Source organism: Aliinostoc sp. HNIBRCY26, from assembly GCF_050235535.1.
Classification (GTDB): Bacteria; Cyanobacteriota; Cyanobacteriia; order Cyanobacteriales; family Nostocaceae; genus Trichormus.
On sequence record NZ_CP189852.1, the window covers coordinates 852742 to 870510 of the forward strand.

Consider the following 17769-nt stretch of genomic DNA (forward strand, 5'->3'; position numbering starts at 1 on the left):
CTTCCTGATTATACTTTCCCCGTAGTAACAAAAGAGGGCTTATACCAATTTAATATGAAGTTGCATATAATAGGGGGAGGTAAATGTGATAAGTCCTCAGACCTATGAGCCGCCCGTTTAAGATAGAAATCGTGGAGAGCGAAGAAGAACTCAAAAAACGCCTGCAAACAGCCAGTGAAGGTAGCCAAAAAGAAAAGCTACAGATGTTGTGGTGGCTCAAGAGTGGGCAGGTAAAGGAGCAGCAAGAAATTGGAAAACGCTTGGCCAGAGATACTTCGACGGTGACGAGATGGTTACAGAGGTATAGAGGGGGTGGATTGTCTGAGTTATTAGCAGTGAAGAAAGCACCAGGGGCAAAACGAAAAATTACTGAAGAGGCGATCGCTTCATTAAAGCAAGAGTTGGAAACAGGAGAAGGATTTAGCAGTTACGGAGCAATAGTCGAGTGGTTGAAACTCAAACATGGATTGGATATCGAGTATGGAACAGTCTATGACTGGGTGAGATATCGTTTAGGAGCGAAACTCAAAGTACCACGACCCCAAAGCTATCAGCAGGATGAAAAACTCAGAGCCGAATTTAAAAAAAACTCGGTGTGCTGATAGTTAGTCTCGAACAACTGCTAGCACCAGGTAAAACTGTGCGCTACCTGTGTCAAGATGAAACGAGAGTGGGACTCAAAACCCTCACAGGCAAAGTAATTACAGCTAGAGGAGTTAAACCTACTGTTGAGGTGAAATGGCTGCGGGAAAATTTTTGGATTTATGGTGCAATTGAACCGTTGACTGGAAAGCATTTCCAGCATGAATACCCCAAACTCAATGGCGACTATTTTCAGCAGTTTTTAGACTGGCTATCTGAACAATTAGGCTCCGATTACGCCATTTTACAGATTGATCAAGCTCCTGCCCATACTAGTTCTACGATTCGTTGGCCAGACAATATTATTCCTCTACTACAACCATCTCATTCTCCCGAACTTAATCCCATCGAGAGGCTTTGGCAATTTCTCAAAAAATCTCTCAAAAATGTACTTTTCTCTTCTTTACAAGATTTACGTGAGCGCATTCAGCAGCTATTTGACCAATTAACTTTTGAACAAGTCATGTCTGTGTCTTCTTATGACTTTATTTTAGAAGCTCTTTTATATGCAGCTTCATATTAAATTGGTATTAACTGCACTTTTATTCTAAACTGACGAACGTTTCCATAATCTAATTGTATTATAGCCTTTTCCGGTCTACTGAAAATCTATTAATGATAAGCATAGTGTGGGAGAAAAGAGCAATACCGATATATTTGGAATTATTGAAGCAAAAAGGCAATAGTAATTTCCAACAACAAACAGAAGCGTTGATAGAGATTTTAGAGATAGTGAACAAATATAAAGTATGTGTATTGGGAGATAGAGAATTTTGCTCAGTCAAATTAGCAAACTGGTTGAAAAAGCAAGGATTGAGCTTTTGTTTAAGATTAAGAAAAAATTAATTTATCAAAAAAGAGTCAGAGATTTGGTTAGAGTTAAAAAATTTGGGATTAGCCCCAGGACTATCCTTATTTCTACCGGGAGTTAAAGTCACGAAACTTAGAGGTTTTGGACATTTTAATTTGGCCTGTAAATGGAAGCGAAAACTCCAAGTGTAGCACCAAAAGAAGGATGGTTTATTCTCACAGATTTATCAGAGTTAGGCGCAGCTATTACAGCTTATAAACAACGCTTTGATATTGAGGAAATGTTTAGAGATTTTAAAACAGGAGGCTATAATTTAGAAGATACAAAAGTCACGAGAGAAGGGTTGATTTCACTAATTTTGTTAATAGCTATTGCCTACTCATCAGCGACAATTCAAGGACAACAGATTAAACGTAAGGGTGTACAAGAATATGTCGGAAGAGTTCAAGAAAAGAACCGTAGTACCAGGCGACATAGCAGTTTTTATATTGGTCTGTATGGTTATACTTGGGTCAGTTTTATGGATGATTGTCAATCATTAGTAGCCCAATTAATGAGACTTAATGCCAATAAGCGCAAGTATTATCAACAAGGTCTAAGAGCTATGAGCCTTATACAGTCAGTCTTTTAGTTGATTTTGTCCCCCATTCAGCAAACGCTGCAAAGATTTTTAGTAGTTCAGGAAAAATATCGCGTAGCGAAGGAGGATGCAGAATTTGCATTATCGAAACTACAAGAAACACAACAAACTCAAATGCAATTAATTCAACGTGAAACTATGTTATACCAATTTAATATGAAGCTGCATATAAAAGAGCTTCTAAAATAAAGTCATAAGAAGACACAGACATGACTTGTTCAAAAGTTAATTGGTCAAATAGCTGCTGAATGCGCTCACGTAAATCTTGTAAAGAAGAGAAAAGTACATTTTTGAGAGATTTTTTGAGAAATTGCCAAAGCCTCTCGATGGGATTAAGTTCGGGAGAATGAGATGGTTGTAGTAGAGGAATAATATTGTCTGGCCAACGAATCGTAGAACTAGTATGGGCAGGAGCTTGATCAATCTGTAAAATGGCGTAATCGGAGCCTAATTGTTCAGATAGCCAGTCTAAAAACTGCTGAAAATAGTCGCCATTGAGTTTGGGGTATTCATGCTGGAAATGCTTTCCAGTCAACGGTTCAATTGCACCATAAATCCAAAAATTTTCCCGCAGCCATTTCACCTCAACAGTAGGTTTAACTCCTCTAGCTGTAATTACTTTGCCTGTGAGGGTTTTGAGTCCCACTCTCGTTTCATCTTGACACAGGTAGCGCACAGTTTTACCTGGTGCTAGCAGTTGTTCGAGACTAACTATCAGCACACCGAGTTTTTTTTAAATTCGGCTCTGAGTTTTTCATCCTGCTGATAGCTTTGGGGTCGTGGTACTTTGAGTTTCGCTCCTAAACGATATCTCACCCAGTCATAGACTGTTCCATACTCGATATCCAATCCATGTTTGAGTTTCAACCACTCGACTATTGCTCCGTAACTGCTAAATCCTTCTCCTGTTTCCAACTCTTGCTTTAATGAAGCGATCGCCTCTTCAGTAATTTTTCGTTTTGCCCCTGGTGCTTTCTTCACTGCTAATAACTCAGACAATCCACCCCCTCTATACCTCTGTAACCATCTCGTCACCGTCGAAGTATCTCTGGCCAAGCGTTTTCCAATTTCTTGCTGCTCCTTTACCTGCCCACTCTTGAGCCACCACAACATCTGTAGCTTTTCTTTTTGGCTACCTTCACTGGCTGTTTGCAGGCGTTTTTTGAGTTCTTCTTCGCTCTCCACGATTTCTATCTTAAACGGGCGGCTCATAGGTCTGAGGACTTATCACATTTACCTCCCCCTATTATATGCAACTTCATATTAAATTGGTATTAGCGTTGGGTACAATGGTGGCTGGAGTTGCTCACGAAATTAATAATCCTGTAAGTTTCATTCATGGAAATTTACAATACCTCAAGCAATATATCTATGAGTTATTTAATATTATAGCAACCTATGGTCATGTCTATCCTAATCCAGAGTCTAAAATCATTAATGCTCTTGATAATAGCGACTTTAATTTCATCCAGAGTGATTTACCAAATCTGTTAAATTCGATGCAGGTGGGTGCAAATCGCATCATGGAGATTGTAGAATCCCTATCAAATTTCTCTCGGTTAAATGAAGCTGATTATAAAAAAGCTGACATTCACCAAGGTATTGATAGCACAATTGTGATTTTGCAAAGTAGACTGAAAGCTTTTGCTAACAATAGCCAACCCATTTCAGTAATTAAAGAATACGGCGAAATTCCGCAATTTTTTTGTAATCCCCGATATTTAAATCAAGTATTTCTCAATTTACTGAATAATGCTATTGATGCTTTAATGCAAAAAGCCCATGTTTTTAATCAAGACACATTAGAGAAACCAACTATTTGGATTCGCACATTTATTTGTCAGGATAATCGGCTCACTATCTCAATTGCTGATAATGGTTGTGGTATGTCTGAAGAAACTCGCCAGAATATTTTTCAACCTTTTTTTACTACTAAGCCAGTTGGTCAAGGAACAGGTTTAGGTTTGTCTATTAGCCATCAAATTATTGTTGAGCAACATGGAGGCTCAATTAAATGTAGCTCTACTGTCAACCAAGGTACAAAAATTGATATTAAGCTACCCATTAGACGAACGATACCTACGTAAATTTTGTATAAGTTAAGTTTTGTTATACTAAAAGTTACTTGAAACCCGAAGCTGAAGAGCAAGGGCGTTTGTTGAGCAATTATTATTGGTAAGGTTTTCATGGCGGATCAATTAATTCGCGCCACAGCAGCCGACGGTGGAATTCGTGCAGTAGGTGCAATTACCACGCGTTTGACAGAAGAGGCACGGCAACGCCACCAGCTTTCTTACGTAGCAACGGCGGCTCTGGGGCGGACTATGGTGGCTGGTTTGTTGATGGCTTCTAGTATGAAGCGTCCGGGATCTAGGGTTAACGTCCGAGTTAAAGGTGATGGGCCTTTGGGCGGTATTTTAGTAGATGCTGGCTTAGATGGCACAGTCAGGGGTTACGTAGGTAATCCCTCTGTCGAATTACCCCCCAATGCTAGAGGGAAACTAGATGTGGGTGGTGCTGTGGGTAATGGCTATCTCTATGTAGTTAGAGATATTGGTTATGGCTATCCTTACTCCAGTACAGTGGAACTAGTTTCTGGAGAAATTGGTGATGATGTGGCTCACTACCTCGTGAATTCAGAACAAACACCTTCGGCACTAGTTTTAGGTGTATTTGTTGGTGCTAATGGAGTCACAGCATCTGGTGGGTTGTTAGTGCAGGTGTTACCGAAAGCTGCTAGAGATGAAGAATTAGTGGCAAAATTAGAATCACGGGTGGCAGCTTTATCAGGGTTTACACCATTGTTGCAAGCTGGTAAAACTTTGCCGGAAATCTTTCACGATTTACTCGGCGACATGGGTTTAAATATTTTCCCAGAAAGCCAAATTTTACGCTTCCACTGTGGATGTTCTTTTGATCGGGTGTTGGGGGCGTTAAAAATGTTGGGCGAAGCTGAGTTACAAGATATGATTGTAAAAGATGATGGGGCAGAAGCAACTTGTGACTTTTGTGGCAGAGTTTATCAAGCAAGTAGTGATCATTTAGCACAATTAATTGTGGATTTACAAGCTGAATCTTCTGCTTCCGGTTAAGTATACAGGGATGCTGAATCTGTGAATTGTTAATGATATCTGTGGAGACTGATCATGTAACAAGTAACTTTTTAATTATGAGAAAGTTACGCTGGCGAAAATCGAATTATCATTCTAAAACAGATAGCTATTCAACTATTTTGGTGTGAGAGATGACAGAGCGGGATATCCCAGAAAGTTGGCATCCAACCAGAGGAACAAATCCAGATGATCGAGAAAGATTATCCCAAACCCAAAAGGTCGGTGATCACCAAACATCTGGTATCCCGGCTACTGGTTCTTATGACTCGTTAAAGCAGCCAAGAGATAATCACGTTGCAGAATTATCTCCAAACAACTCACCGAACCCAAATCCCAAACGTAATAAAGGTTACATAAAGTTACCACGCTGGATGAAAGGTTGGGTGGCGTGGGCTATATTGTTAACGATGATTCCCGGTGGTGTGGCGTTTATGGCAACAGCAATGTTACTCAAGTTGCCGTCTGCACCTAACTGTCCGGCGATTTTTTGGCCGTTGGCCAGTGCTTCAGTGCGGTTACACTGCGCTCAATTAGCGGCTTCTAAGCAAACAGTGGGGGATCTATTACAAGCGATCGCCCTTGTGAAACAACTACCACCAGATCACCCACTAAGGGGACAAATTGACCAATTTTTAGAAGAGTGGTCAAAAGATATTTTAGAACTAGCAGATGGGAGTTTTCAAGCAGGGAGAATAGAAGAAGCGATCGCCACAGCCCGTAAGATACCCCAAGACCTACCAACATACAAGTTAGTAGACGAGCAAGTTTCTAAATGGGAAACCATTTGGACAAGGGCAGAAACCATCTACAAAAATGCAGAAGAGGAACTGCGACAACAGCGTTGGCAATCGGCGTTTATGTTAGCGTCAAAGTTACTGCGTGTAGATAATAAATACTGGTCTAGTGTTAAATACGACGAATTAAATGGCATTATTACATCATCGAAAGAGGATGTTGATAAGTTAGCTAAAGCAGAAACATTAACCAAGAGTGAAAAAGTTGATGATTTCTTAGAAGCCATCAAATTAGCTGAGTCAATTGGCAAAAATAGTTACTTGTACAGCAAAGCCCAAGAACTCATCCCTGCCTATGGGCGCAAAATGCTGGAGTTAGCCCAGGCTAAAATTGATCAACGGGATGCAGATACAGCCTTAGATATTGCCAGACAAATTCCGGAAATCACTGGGTTACAAACAGAAGTAGAAGATTTCATCGCCTTAGCTGACGCACAAAGAAGCGCGTGGATCGGAAATATTGCTGGTTTAGAAGCAGCTATCACCCAAGCACAACTAATAGACCCATCACGTTCAGTTTACGATAAAGCCCAACAACTAATTGCCCGATGGCAAGTAGAAATAGAAGATGTCGCACGTCTAGAAAAAGCCCGAAATTTAGCAAATCAAGGGACAATCAACGATTTAACAGCCGCCATTGCCGAAGCACAGCTAATACCAACCAGTAATCCCCGTGGTTCGGAAGCCCAAGAAGATATTAACCGTTGGCAAGCGCAAGTAGAAACTATTGAAGACAGACCTTATTTAGAAAGGGCTGAACAAATGGCGTTTCTGGGTGATATTAATTCTTTACAAGCTGCGATCGCTGAAGCTAGTCAAATTCGCCAAGGACGGGCATTATACCCAGAAGCACGCCGCAGAATTCGCAGTTGGGTAGGAAAAGCACAACGTATCCAAGACCAACCAATATTAGATCAGGCGCGAGACTTAGCCCAAACAGGAGATTTGACAGCAGCCATTAACGCTGCTAGACCCCTGGCAAATTCTGGGCGATCGCTCTCTGGCGAAGCACAAACAGCTATAGAAGATTGGCAAGGACAAATCCGTGCTAGGGACAATTGGTCACAAGCCAAAGCCGTAGCCCAAAGTGGAACACCAGAAGCATTATTAGAAGCCATACGCATCGCTGATAAAGTTTCCAACAACAGCATTTTACGGATGGATGCAAATATAGCGATCGACCAATGGAGTCAGCAAATATTAGAGATTGCCCGTTCTCAAGGTTCATCAGATATCGCTAAGGGTATTGAAACTGCGCGGTTAGTGCCACGCGGTAGTGGTGCTTATAGTGCAGCACAAGAGCAAATTAAAACATGGCAACAATTACTCAATCCTGCACCTCAACCTGAACCGTTGCTGCCTTCTTTGATTAATACTCAGTAGATTGGGGATTGGGGATTGGGGATTGGGGATTGGAGACAAGGGGGACGAGGGGGACAAGGTAGACAAGGTAGACAAGGGATATTTTACTTCGATGCCCTATTCCCCATGCCCCATTCCCCATTCCCTATACCCTTAAAATCTGTTCGATCATGCGATTTGCTTGGGAAGCATAACCGCCACCAAATAAATTGAAGTGATTCAAGATGTGGTAGAGATTGTATAGGGTTTTGCGAGTTTCATAACCTGCATCTAGAGTCCAGACAGCGTTATAACCTTGGTAAAAGGCGGCGGGAAAGCCACCGAAAAGTTCTGTCATAGCAATATCAACCTCTCGATCGCCAAAATAAGTCGCTGGATCAAATATCACTGGTTCACCTGCGACAGTACACCCAGCGTTCCCACCCCACAAGTCACCATGTACTAAGGAAGGTTGGACTTGATGATCTGCTAATAAATCAGGAATTGCGGCTAGTAAATCATCCTGTTTGGGAAAACTTCCACCCCGTCGCTTTGCTAGTTGGAATTGATAGCCGAGACGATGTTTTGTATAGAACTCTACCCAATCTGCTGCCCAGGTGTTGATTTGGGGTGTAGAACCGATGGTGTTATTCATCTCCCAACCAAAACCTTGCTGACTGGTGGCTTTGTGCATGGCTGCTAACTTGCGTCCCATTTCCACCCAGGAATTGCTGTTACCACCTCCCATTTCCAGCCATTCCAAAACTATGTACCCAGAATTTCCGGCTGTACCCCAACAGATTGGTTTTGGTACGCGAATAGTCTGAGTATTATACATCTGCTGTAATCCCAGCATCTCTGCCTCAAACATGGCGACTTGAGAGGCTTGGTTGAGTTTGACAAAGTATGTTGTTATACCATCAGAGACAGAATAACCTTGATTAATACAACCACCACTAACCGATCGCCTGTTTTGACTCTGAAATTTTTCACCAGTCACTCGGCTAATCTGGGCATCGATTTCAGTCCACATAGTTGGGGATTGGGGATTGGGGATTAGGGATTAGGAGTAAGAAACTTGTTTATCCTCTCATGTTACGTTCACTACTAGATACTGTTGAATAAAACAAAAGCCCCCAGGTAGTAGAAATTTCCCAGTCCCCAGTCCCCAGTCCCCAATCCCCAATCAAACAGGTTTAAGTACCACTACACCATAAGCTTCTGGACACAGGTATTGATTAGCGGCTAAAAGTAAATCTTGGGCGGCTTGGGCTTGGATGTGGGCTGGGTAGTTGAATGCTGGTTCTAAATCGCCGATGAGGGAGTGATAGTAGCCGTATAAGCCGGTGCGATCGCTTGGTGTTTCGTTACCAAAAATAAATCGATTGGCGACGCGCTTTTGAACACGGGCGATTTCTTTTTCTGTGACTAACTCTGTTTGTAATCTGCGGATGTGTTGGGCGATCGCGGTTTCTACTTCTGCTAAATCTTCTACTGCACACTTAGCAGAGATATGAAATGTCCCTTGTAAGCGATTAGTCATATTGCTGACACCAATGGAAGAAACTATTCCCCGTTCTTCTCGCAAATCCTGAACTAATCTTGATGTTCTTCCGTGTCCCAAAATCCCTGCTAATACATCCAAAGCATAAGTTTGCTCTAGCTGGTTCATCCCTGGAACTCGCCACAACATTACTAATCTGGCTTGCTGGAGACTTTCATCAACAAATTCTCGTCTGACAATTTCAGTAAATGCGGGTTCGAGGGAGAGGGATTGGGGACACTTCGACAAGCTCAGTGCTTCGCTGGGGACTGGGGACTGGGAATTAACTTGACTAAAACTTTCAGCGATAATTTCAATTAATTCTTCTTCCGGTAAATTACCTACAGCCACAGCAGTCATTGAACGGGGTTGATACCAGCTATGATGAAAATTACGCATCTGCTGGGGTGTGAGTTGGGAAATTACTGATTCTGGCCCCAACACTGGACGACGGTAAGGTAACTCTACAAACGCGGTTTCCATCGTCCGGCGAAAGGTGCGGCGACGGGGATTATCTTCAGAACGTCTAATTTCTTCTAAAACTACAAATCTTTCCCGTTCAAAAGCTTCATCGGGAATAGTAGCATTTAATACTACATCTATTTGTAAAGGAGCTAATTCAGCAAAATCTTTGGGTGCGGTGGTTATGTAGTAGTGCGTGTAATCCTGGCTAGTAGCGGCGTTGGTAACAGCACCACGTTCTTCAATTTGGCGTTCAAACTCACCGCTAGCAATTCGCTCAGTCCCTTTAAAAATCATATGTTCTAAAAAGTGAGCCATGCCGTTAATTTCATCTGATTCTACGGCTGAACCAATATTGATCCATAGATTGAGGTTAACCGCTTCCACTGGCATTTGCTCAACAATAATAGTTAAGCCATTAGGCAATTGATGTATTTTGGGGGCGTTCAGACGCGGAAATTTTAACAGGGTTGAGGTCATGGGTAGTGGTGAGTGAAGAGGTTTTTACTTCTTTATCTTATCTGTCACCCGAAAATATCTTTGATTGTGGCATCTGAAACAGGCTGGACACACAAAGATTTTTTGAGGCTGGGTGTAATACCAATTCGCAATTCGCAACGATGCTCCCGCCCCGCTACGCTAACGCAATTGATAAATCCTGAATGGACAAGGGTTTCCGGGCTTGGATCTGTATCAGAATTTTAGCGAATTGGTGTAAGGGTTTGTCTCAATCGGGCAAATACTCCATTCCTACCACTTTGCCATCTTTGAAATAAACATTCACTAATTCTGCATTGTAGCGACCATCATTTGGGTCAAGAATGTAGTTTAGAAGTTGGTCAGGTAAAGCTAAAAAGCCTTTTGCTTTTGGGTCAATATTTTCTAGCACACCGTGACTTTCATCAAGGAGTTGCGATTCTGGCTGAGGAAATCTTCCGTCTTTAGGAAAACGCTGGTTAAATCTGGTTTGCACTTCTTGAATTGTCATCCCATGTTTGATGTCGAGATAAAACTGGGTGAAGGGTTTGACAGGCGAGAGAGTTATAAAGTACAAAGCGAAGAGGCTGAGATTAAACCCGATAAACAGCCACAATTCTTGTTTTCGCTGAGATTTTAAGTACACTGGCAAAAGTAAGATGAGTGCTAAAAAAGTCATAAATAAGTAATATTTCCAGGATAAAGAAGCAGCGTACTTATAATCCAGAAAAAATCCCAGCAGAAATAAGACTACTAAAAAAATCACCTCGACAATCAGTTCAATTTTGTCCGCGTGACGCTTGATATATTTCATGTGACTGTATCCTGTATTTTTTCCTCAGAAGCTAAAAATTCATTCTCTCAGACTGGAATCTGGGTTAGACAAACAAAGCCTGCCTAGCCTATCGGTAACGACAAAGCCGAACGCAGGCTAATTACTTGTTAATATTCAGAGGATGCTTTACTGGTAAAAAACATATCTAAATACATATAGTCAACAGAAATAATACTTAAAATTGCTCAGTCTCTTTAAAAATCATCACCTCAAAAAAGTTTTCAGGAGACTTAAGAATAAATCATTGTCAAAAATCAGACTTAATTTTTTGTAAATTCAGAGCCGCTATGACCTGAATTTTTGATTATGCCTGTAATTTTTAGTTAGAATATGTATAAATACTATGGCATATATAATACAGAAAAACATAAAATATACGTAATTTTATTTACGCTCCTCATCAATGAGGAAGAAAATTATTCATGCCTGAAGATTCTCATTTTAATTCTGCTGTCAACGCTGCTGTGACGGCTGCTCCTTTTTCGCTTTTAATCAATGCACTGCGTGTAGTTCGAGGTGAAATTTCTGTAGAGGAAGCGATTACAGCAACATTAAACGATACTGTCAATGGAGGAGCAGTTAGGGGTGCAACGGCATTTGTAAATACAACATTAGCAGCTGCTTGTCCACCTATTGCGATCGCATTAACCGCATTAACTAAAGCAGAACCTGCATTAGCTTTTGCAGGTATGGTTATTGAGTTCTTCAAACTCCTGGAAGACCATAAACAAAATGTAAGAAATTATTACAAATCTTTAACGCAACAAGAGTTAGCAAGATTACAGGAAATTGAAAATGAACTGATTTATGAACACCAGAAAAATCTAGATTTCCTGGCTGAAATGAAAACCATTAACCAAGAAATTACAAATCGTCCAATTGCACCTGGAATAGAAGGAGCTATGGAACGGTTACGTGAATCAATTGCTATTGCTCAATCTTTAGGACTCACATCAGCAGATAGTAAGTTGTTACCTGATTCTCAACTTCCTTAGCTTCCTCCTAATTCCTAAATAATTTAGTCAAAACCCATATGATTTTTATGCTACCTTTTTTGTTCGGTGCTATAGGGGCAGCAGTTGTTGCTGTTGCAGGTGCTTTTACTGCTCATGCTGCTGGAGAAAAAGACAGAGAAGCAGCCAAACATCATAGACAAGTTGCTAATGAATTAACGAACAAATATGAAAGTTTACAGAAGAAATACTCTGAACTCGCTGATGCCAGCAAAGACCATATTATTGACTTAAATCGCCAACGCGCATTAGATGAAGTGAAAAAAGACTGTTTATGTTTCGCAATAAGATTGCAGCAACATCTTATGTCTTTAATGTGGGAGATTGATAAAGAACCTAGAGGAGATACTTTAAACAAATTTAAGGTGGCAGTAGAACAAACTAATAAAGCTCTTTCCCAATTAGATGAGGAATTAATTATTGTTCCCCCTGACTACTATCCACGTATCTTAAGACGAATAGCACCTGCTGTAAAAATCCAAATTCTCAAACCCACAAATGTTAGCAGTAACACTATTCTCAGTGTTGATTTAGGTAGAAATTTTACTAAAGCTTGTGCAAGCTGCGAACCTGGGGATGTAGTTTCCATACCTGCCTATGTGAAGAAATCACCATCATTTGGATATGATCGTTCTGGTTTACCTTTAATGGATTTACGGCTGGGATATGAAGGTAGTGGTTATGCTGTTGGTCAATTAGCAGCTAATCTTGGTGCAAATATCGGCATTGGTCAATCTAAGCTAGAAGATGCTTTGATAAAAGTTTTGGCAAGTGCTGCCTATTTTAAACGTATAGGTGAAATATACGATGACATATCAGTGGTGATTAGTTTACCTTTCTTCTCCACAAAAGAATTTGAGATGCAGAAAGCACAGTTAATTAGTATGATTACTGGACAGCATTTCATGCAATTCCGTGATTTACCTGTACAGTTGAATATTTCTAAAGTATGGGTAATGCCAGAAGGTTATGGTACTTTGCTGTGGTCTATTGCCCTACCTAAGATATCAGATATTCCTGATGTTACAGATGCGCCTGTAGCCATTGTTGATATTGGTTATGAAAACCTTCAGATGCTAATTGTGGATAATTTCCGCCTTGTTAGAGATGCTTCTAAAAGCGAATCATTTGGTATGAGCAATTTATATGAACGGCTATCTAGATATGTAGAAAGTGCTGATAGTCAATCTTTAGCCTTCATTGAAGCTATGAACAAATCTAAAGGCGATCGCTTCTATTTTCCTAAAGGTGCTTATAAATCGATCAACCTAGATGATTTTCTTCCTAAACTCACAGAAACTTTTTCCCGCGAACTTTGCTCCCGTATCCTCGCTTGGTTGCCAGAGCAGGTGACAAATGTAATTATTACGGGTGGCGGCGGAGAGTTTTTTTGGAATGATATCCAACGCCTCCTAATCCGAACAGGATCTAAAATTAATGCCTACTTAGCTACACCTTCCCGCCAAGCTAATGCTTTAGGACAGTATCTTTACGGTTATTCAAAGATTAATGGATCTATTCCAGCAATACCAGAAATGTAATAATCCCAAGAAATAGGTACTAAACAGCTTTTCAGTACCTATTTCTTGCACTAATTTTTCTATAGCGATATCACAGTATCAAAAGATTGGTCTGATGCGTGACGAGAGCGAAGATGTAAGGTGATTTCTGTATCCAGTCGCTTTAGAAAAATCAGGAGTTTGCCTTCACTGAACCGTTGAAACTCTCCTTTCATCAAATGAGATACTTCTGGCTGGGGAATGCCTAGTAATTCACTGATTTCACGCTGTTTCAGGTTGCGTTGTTGGAGAAGACGCAGCACCTGAATCCCTATCCTTCCTCGTGTAAACAGTTCATCTGCATCTGACAAACCAAGGTCAGCAAATACGTTACCACTGCTTTCTTCAAACATCGATTCTTGTGTCATTGCTGCTTTTCCCTTTTTATCACATCCTTGTAGCGTTGTTTATTAGCTTGTAAAATTATGAGTAGGAATATTAATTTTTATAAAGCTAATCTTAATGTCTCATATTGTTGTTAACCAAAATAAACCCCGTGTAGTCGTCATCGGTGCGGGAATTGGTGGATTGACGGCGGCTGCATTATTAGCCCGTCGTGGTTACAGTGTGTTAATTCTCGACCAAGCCATTGTTCCTGGCGGATGTGCTTCCACCTTTAAACGCCAAGGATTTACCTTTGATGTGGGTGCAACTCAAGTTGCAGGGTTAGAACCAGGGGGAATTCATCATCGGATATTTTCGGAATTAGAGATAGATTTACCAGAGGCTACCCCCTGTGACCCAGCTTGTGCAGTCTTTTTACCTGGGGAAAGCACACCGATTAATGTTTGGCGCGACCCTGAGAAATGGCGGGAAGAAAGACAACAACAGTTTCCTGGTAGTGAACCATTTTGGCAATTGATGGCGACGTTATTTAATGCTAGTTGGGAATTCCAGGGACGCGACCCAGTTTTACCACCGCGTAATCTGTGGGATTTGGGTCAGTTAATTCAAGCAGTACGTCCGAATACTTTGATTACTGCACCTTTTACTTTGTCAACTGTGGGTGATGCTTTAAGGTGGTTTGGGTTGGGAAATGACCGCCGACTGAGGACATTTTTAGATTTGCAACTGAAGTTATATTCCCAAGTCAACGCGGAAGAAACAGCTTTACTTTACGCTGCTACAGCTTTGAGTGTGTCCCAACAACCCCAGGGCTTGTATCACCTCCAAGGTAGTATGCAGGTATTGAGCGATCGCCTAGTGCAAGCTTTAGAAAGAGACGGTGGTAAATTATTAATGCGCCACACCGTCGAACAAATCAAAGTGGAAAATGGCAAAGCTACGGCTGTGGTGATTAGAAACCAAAAAACAGGTGAAGTCTGGACAGAAGCCGCAGATCATGTAGTTGCTAACGTCACTGTGCAGAATTTAGTGCAACTATTGGGAGAAAAGGCCCCCATTGGCTATCAACGGCGTGTGGAAAAACTACCCCCCGCATCCGGTGCGTTTGTGGTGTATTTGGGTGTAGATGCTAGTGCAATTCCTTACGATTGTCCGCCCCATTTACAGTTTATGTATGATGCAAACGGCGTAATTGGGGAGAATAATTCCTTATTTGTGTCGGTAAGTCATGAGGGTGATGGACGCGCACCAGCAGGGAAAGCCACAATTATCGCTTCATCCTTTGTAGATGCTGAACAGTGGTGGCGGACTGAAGATTACCAAGGATTAAAACAGCAGTATACCCAAGATGCGATCGCTAAACTAGCGCAATACTTTTATCTCAAACCAGAAACCATAGTTTATCAAGAAGCCGCCACACCCCGAACTTTTGCTTACTATACTGGGCGCGATCGCGGTATAGTTGGCGGTATAGGTCAAAGAATTCCCACTTTTGGCCCCTTTGGTTTTGCCAACCGTACACCTATTCAGGCTTTATGGCTAGTTGGTGACTCCACCCATCCAGGGGAAGGTACAGCCGGAGTCAGTTATTCAGCTCTCACAGTAGTCAGACAAATTCAGGCACAATACTAATGTTACACACAACATCTAAAGATATATTTAACCTAGACTGACGGGATTGTAAAAAAACACACTACGCTGGATAGATGAATTACGAAACAGCTCGCAAACTCCTACTAGGCCAAACAATTGCAACTGAGGAAAACCCAGATGCACTGTTGACGCGGATGAAACAAGGTAAACCACCAGTCCCCGGTCAAATTACCTCTATTTTGTTAGCGTTAAAAGTTGTATTTGAAGCCTTAAAAGAATCTCCCAGTCTAGATAGAGAATTAACTTTTGCTCTTTATCAATTAAGTGTGAAAACACAACAGTTATTTATTGCTGGACGCAGGGTTGGTATTGATTGGCCGCCATTACTTAAGGAAGATTTAGTGAGAATTGCTTTAGCTGTGGAAAGTATCTTTTCTGGCGTTTGGCAAACTCCTCCACCTGGAAGTTTTTAGACTAAGCACTCATGGATTCAGAAGTCACTAATCCAGACATATCTAATATTAGCTGTGACCAATTAGATGCAATCACCGCAATACTTGCTGTTTCTGTTGGTTTGTCCCAAATATTTATCCACTCTTGTTTCCATGTCTGTAGCAAGTTTTGAAGTTCATTGAATTCAAAATTATTTATTTCGTTTTTTTGTCTTATCAAAGATAAATAAACTAAACTTTCTTCAATTAAAAGTGGAACTAATTCCCGGTTAGCACTCTTTTCTAACCAGGAATTAAGACGTGCTAAACAAGCCGCTAATTCTCCCAACTGTTGTGCATGGGTTTGGTTGACAAAACTAGCTTCAATTGCACTCCAGTTAGGCATTACAGTCCTCCTAGCAATTGCTTGGTAATTTGACTAACTTGTTCTCTAATTTGTTGAGATTGGATGATCATACTACGATTGTTTTGACTGGGGCGAATGTTAATAATTGACTCAAATACGATCTCTTGAGTGTAAGGAGACCAATCAGCACCCCAAATATATCGTTGTTTGCTACCGTCTTTGAGCAATTCTTGTTCACATTCGTAATGGCGAACGCCACCACCCGCTAGAATTTGACGCTCTATATCTACTGCTATTTTAATAAATACATCCCAAGTTTTCAGCATTTCCTCTATCTGTTCAGAGGTGGCGGCTTCACGGATAATTAAAACCAATGGAAATGAGTCCCAATACTTCTCGGTTAAGAACAAAAGCAAGGTAAAGTGATAATTGTTCTCCAAGAAGTGGGATGGGAAAAATTGGTGCTGCTAAAAGATTTTTCGTTGATAACGCCAACCTTAGAAGCAGAGTTAATATTCAAAGCAATAGAAACAGTCATTTCGCCATCAGTAATCAGAGAAACTCTATCAGAGACAGACAGTGATGAAGAGCGAACGCGGAAATTGCCATCTGGGTTGGTAGTGTGTCTAGTCATAGCGATGAATCTATGGTCATCAGATGCAATGGGGGACGTACTGAAAAATCTGGTGAGTGGATTAAGTAGAGAATGGACGCGATTAGGGCAGTATTGGAAAGTACCAAGTAGTTCTTCAATTAGTGAAGCCAGACAGAGATTGGGATGTTGGGTAATGAGTCGGCTGTTTCACAAGATAGTCAGACCATTAGCGACAGTGCAGACTCCAGGAGCATTTTTAGGAGGACTACGAGTAATGGCAGTAGACGGTACAGTGTTGGATGTGCCAGATAGTGCGGCTAATGCCAGGGTGTTTGGATATCCAGGCAGTAGAAAAGGAACTAGAGCGGCATTTCCCAAAGTCCGTTTAGTATTGCTAATTGAGGCGGGAACGCATTTAATTGTTGATGCCTTGATGTGTCCTTACCGCATAGGAGAAAGAGTACGAGCTTTAAAATTACTCCGAGCTTGCAGTCAAGGGATGCTGCTGATGTGGGATAGAGGGCTACATTCTTACCGTATGGTTCATGCCACCTTAAAGTGCGGATGCCACTATTTAGGCCGAGTGCCAAAGAACGTTAAATTTCCCGTAGACAAGGTTTTAAACGATGGCTCATATTTGTCCTGGATTGCTCCAGACCGCAAATCCAAGAACAAAGGCGGAACAAGGATTCAAGTACGAGTTATAGAATATACTATTGACTCTGAAAATGGACAACAAACTTATCGTCTAATTACCAGTTTGATGGATATTGCTCTATTTCCGGCTTTATTGTTGGCTACAGAATATCATCAGCGTTGGGAAATCGAAAATACTATTGATGAGTTAAAAACCCATCTTAATGGACGTAAAACTCCAATTCGTTCTCTCAAACCCCGCGAAGTTGTTCAAGAAATCTACGGCTGGCTTTTAAGCCATTATGCAGTTCGTACTTTAATGTTTCAAGCCGCAACTGCTGCTGGCATATCTCCATTACGCTTAGGTTTTACTGGTTCTCTCAAAGTTATTCGTCGAGCTATTTCTGATTTTCAAGATGCTAATGGTGAGCAGTTACCCTTTTTTTCTCCAAGTTAATTCTAGAAATTATGGAGCAAAAAATCCCTCCAAGACAGGGCAGAACAAATCCCAGAGTAGTCAAAAAACCTCGTTCTAAGTTTCCATCTAGAAAACCAATCCACTCAGGAGCGGG

General features: G+C 41.2%; 18 protein-coding genes and 1 pseudogene. 11 read left to right on the plus strand and 8 right to left on the minus strand.

The annotated features are described in order from the left end of the window. Window positions 1-104: 104 nt before the first annotated feature. From ACQFX9_RS03595 to ACQFX9_RS03605, 3 genes and pseudogenes are all read left to right on the plus strand, one after another. The gene (locus ACQFX9_RS03595) at window positions 105-602 is read left to right on the plus strand and encodes a helix-turn-helix domain-containing protein (protein WP_427160742.1); all 498 of its coding nucleotides are present in this window, start codon (window positions 105-107) and stop codon (window positions 600-602) included. Next, entirely contained in the window at window positions 596-1165 is a 570-nt protein-coding gene (locus tag ACQFX9_RS03600; RefSeq protein WP_427156769.1) for an IS630 family transposase, read from the plus strand. Before ACQFX9_RS03595 ends, ACQFX9_RS03600 begins: the two co-directional genes overlap by 7 nt. An 83-nt stretch (window positions 1166-1248) precedes the next feature. Further along, window positions 1249-2084: pseudogene (locus ACQFX9_RS03605) on the plus strand (IS4 family transposase); the annotation flags it as partial. A 160-nt stretch (window positions 2085-2244) separates the two neighbouring features. Here the strand turns inward: ACQFX9_RS03605 and ACQFX9_RS03610 are convergent. Together ACQFX9_RS03610 and ACQFX9_RS03615 are read right to left on the minus strand one after the other, a co-directional pair. Then, window positions 2245-2814 (minus strand): IS630 family transposase, encoded by a 570-nt coding sequence (locus ACQFX9_RS03610; protein ID WP_427156769.1) that lies wholly within the window; start codon window positions 2812-2814, stop codon window positions 2245-2247. Beyond that, window positions 2808-3305, minus strand: coding sequence for a helix-turn-helix domain-containing protein (locus tag ACQFX9_RS03615; RefSeq protein ID WP_427160742.1), 498 nt, complete (start codon window positions 3303-3305; stop codon window positions 2808-2810). The genes ACQFX9_RS03610 and ACQFX9_RS03615 overlap by 7 nt, the downstream gene beginning before the upstream one ends. Window positions 3306-3343: 38 nt before the next feature. Between ACQFX9_RS03615 and ACQFX9_RS03620 the strand changes: the two genes are divergently transcribed. The 3 genes from ACQFX9_RS03620 (at window position 3344) to ACQFX9_RS03630 (ending at window position 7383) form a co-directional block, all read left to right on the plus strand. Beyond that, window positions 3344-4180 (plus strand): sensor histidine kinase, encoded by an 837-nt coding sequence (locus tag ACQFX9_RS03620; protein ID WP_427160743.1) that lies wholly within the window; start codon window positions 3344-3346, stop codon window positions 4178-4180. Window positions 4181-4279: 99 nt separating this feature from the next. Next, window positions 4280-5185, plus strand: a complete 906-nt coding sequence (hslO, locus tag ACQFX9_RS03625; RefSeq protein ID WP_427160744.1) for an Hsp33 family molecular chaperone HslO — start codon at window positions 4280-4282, stop codon at window positions 5183-5185. A 152-nt stretch (window positions 5186-5337) separates the two neighbouring features. Continuing rightward, window positions 5338-7383, plus strand: coding sequence for a chromosome segregation ATPase (locus ACQFX9_RS03630; protein WP_427160745.1), 2046 nt, complete (start codon window positions 5338-5340; stop codon window positions 7381-7383). Between the two features lie 124 nt (window positions 7384-7507). On the opposite strand, the gene ACQFX9_RS03635 is transcribed toward ACQFX9_RS03630, so the two are convergent. The 3 genes from ACQFX9_RS03635 to ACQFX9_RS03645 form a co-directional block, all read right to left on the minus strand. Further along, window positions 7508-8374 (minus strand): fructosamine kinase family protein, encoded by an 867-nt coding sequence (locus tag ACQFX9_RS03635; RefSeq protein ID WP_427160746.1) that lies wholly within the window; start codon window positions 8372-8374, stop codon window positions 7508-7510. A 153-nt stretch (window positions 8375-8527) separates the two neighbouring features. Then, a complete protein-coding gene (locus ACQFX9_RS03640) occupies window positions 8528-9826 on the minus strand; it encodes a M16 family metallopeptidase (RefSeq protein ID WP_427160747.1) in 1299 nt (432 codons plus the stop codon). 247 nt (window positions 9827-10073) lie between these two features. Further along, window positions 10074-10637: a hypothetical protein gene (locus ACQFX9_RS03645; protein ID WP_427160748.1), complete on the minus strand. Its 564-nt coding sequence runs from the start codon at window positions 10635-10637 to the stop codon at window positions 10074-10076. 443 nt (window positions 10638-11080) lie between these two features. On the opposite strand from ACQFX9_RS03645, the gene ACQFX9_RS03650 reads away from it, so the two are divergent. Both ACQFX9_RS03650 and ACQFX9_RS03655 read left to right on the plus strand, forming a co-directional pair. Then, window positions 11081-11653, plus strand: a complete 573-nt coding sequence (locus tag ACQFX9_RS03650; protein ID WP_427160749.1) for a hypothetical protein — start codon at window positions 11081-11083, stop codon at window positions 11651-11653. A 47-nt stretch (window positions 11654-11700) separates the two neighbouring features. Then, entirely contained in the window at window positions 11701-13212 is a 1512-nt protein-coding gene (locus tag ACQFX9_RS03655) for a ParM/StbA family protein (RefSeq protein WP_427160750.1), read from the plus strand. Window positions 13213-13271: 59 nt separating this feature from the next. Here ACQFX9_RS03655 and ACQFX9_RS03660 read toward each other — a convergent pair whose 3' ends face one another. Beyond that, window positions 13272-13598, minus strand: coding sequence for a helix-turn-helix domain-containing protein (locus ACQFX9_RS03660; RefSeq protein WP_427160751.1), 327 nt, complete (start codon window positions 13596-13598; stop codon window positions 13272-13274). 94 nt (window positions 13599-13692) lie between these two features. Between ACQFX9_RS03660 and crtD the strand changes: the two genes are divergently transcribed. Beyond that, a complete protein-coding gene (crtD, locus tag ACQFX9_RS03665; protein WP_427160752.1) occupies window positions 13693-15207 on the plus strand; it encodes a C-3',4' desaturase CrtD in 1515 nt (504 codons plus the stop codon). A 74-nt stretch (window positions 15208-15281) separates the two neighbouring features. Beyond that, window positions 15282-15641, plus strand: coding sequence for a Dethiobiotin synthetase (locus ACQFX9_RS03670; RefSeq protein WP_427160753.1), 360 nt, complete (start codon window positions 15282-15284; stop codon window positions 15639-15641). Between the two features lies 1 nt (window position 15642). Here the strand turns inward: ACQFX9_RS03670 and ACQFX9_RS03675 are convergent, their stop codons facing one another. Both ACQFX9_RS03675 and ACQFX9_RS03680 read right to left on the minus strand, forming a co-directional pair. Next, the gene (locus ACQFX9_RS03675) at window positions 15643-16005 is read right to left on the minus strand and encodes a hypothetical protein (protein WP_427160754.1); all 363 of its coding nucleotides are present in this window, start codon (window positions 16003-16005) and stop codon (window positions 15643-15645) included. Next, a complete protein-coding gene (locus ACQFX9_RS03680) occupies window positions 16005-16340 on the minus strand; it encodes a DUF5674 family protein (protein WP_427160755.1) in 336 nt (111 codons plus the stop codon). Before ACQFX9_RS03680 ends, ACQFX9_RS03675 begins: the two co-directional genes overlap by 1 nt. Before the next feature lie 177 nt (window positions 16341-16517). Between ACQFX9_RS03680 and ACQFX9_RS03685 the strand changes: the two genes are divergently transcribed. Beyond that, window positions 16518-17654: an IS4 family transposase gene (locus ACQFX9_RS03685; protein ID WP_427162786.1), complete on the plus strand. Its 1137-nt coding sequence runs from the start codon at window positions 16518-16520 to the stop codon at window positions 17652-17654. The last annotated feature ends 115 nt before the right edge of the window (window positions 17655-17769 follow it).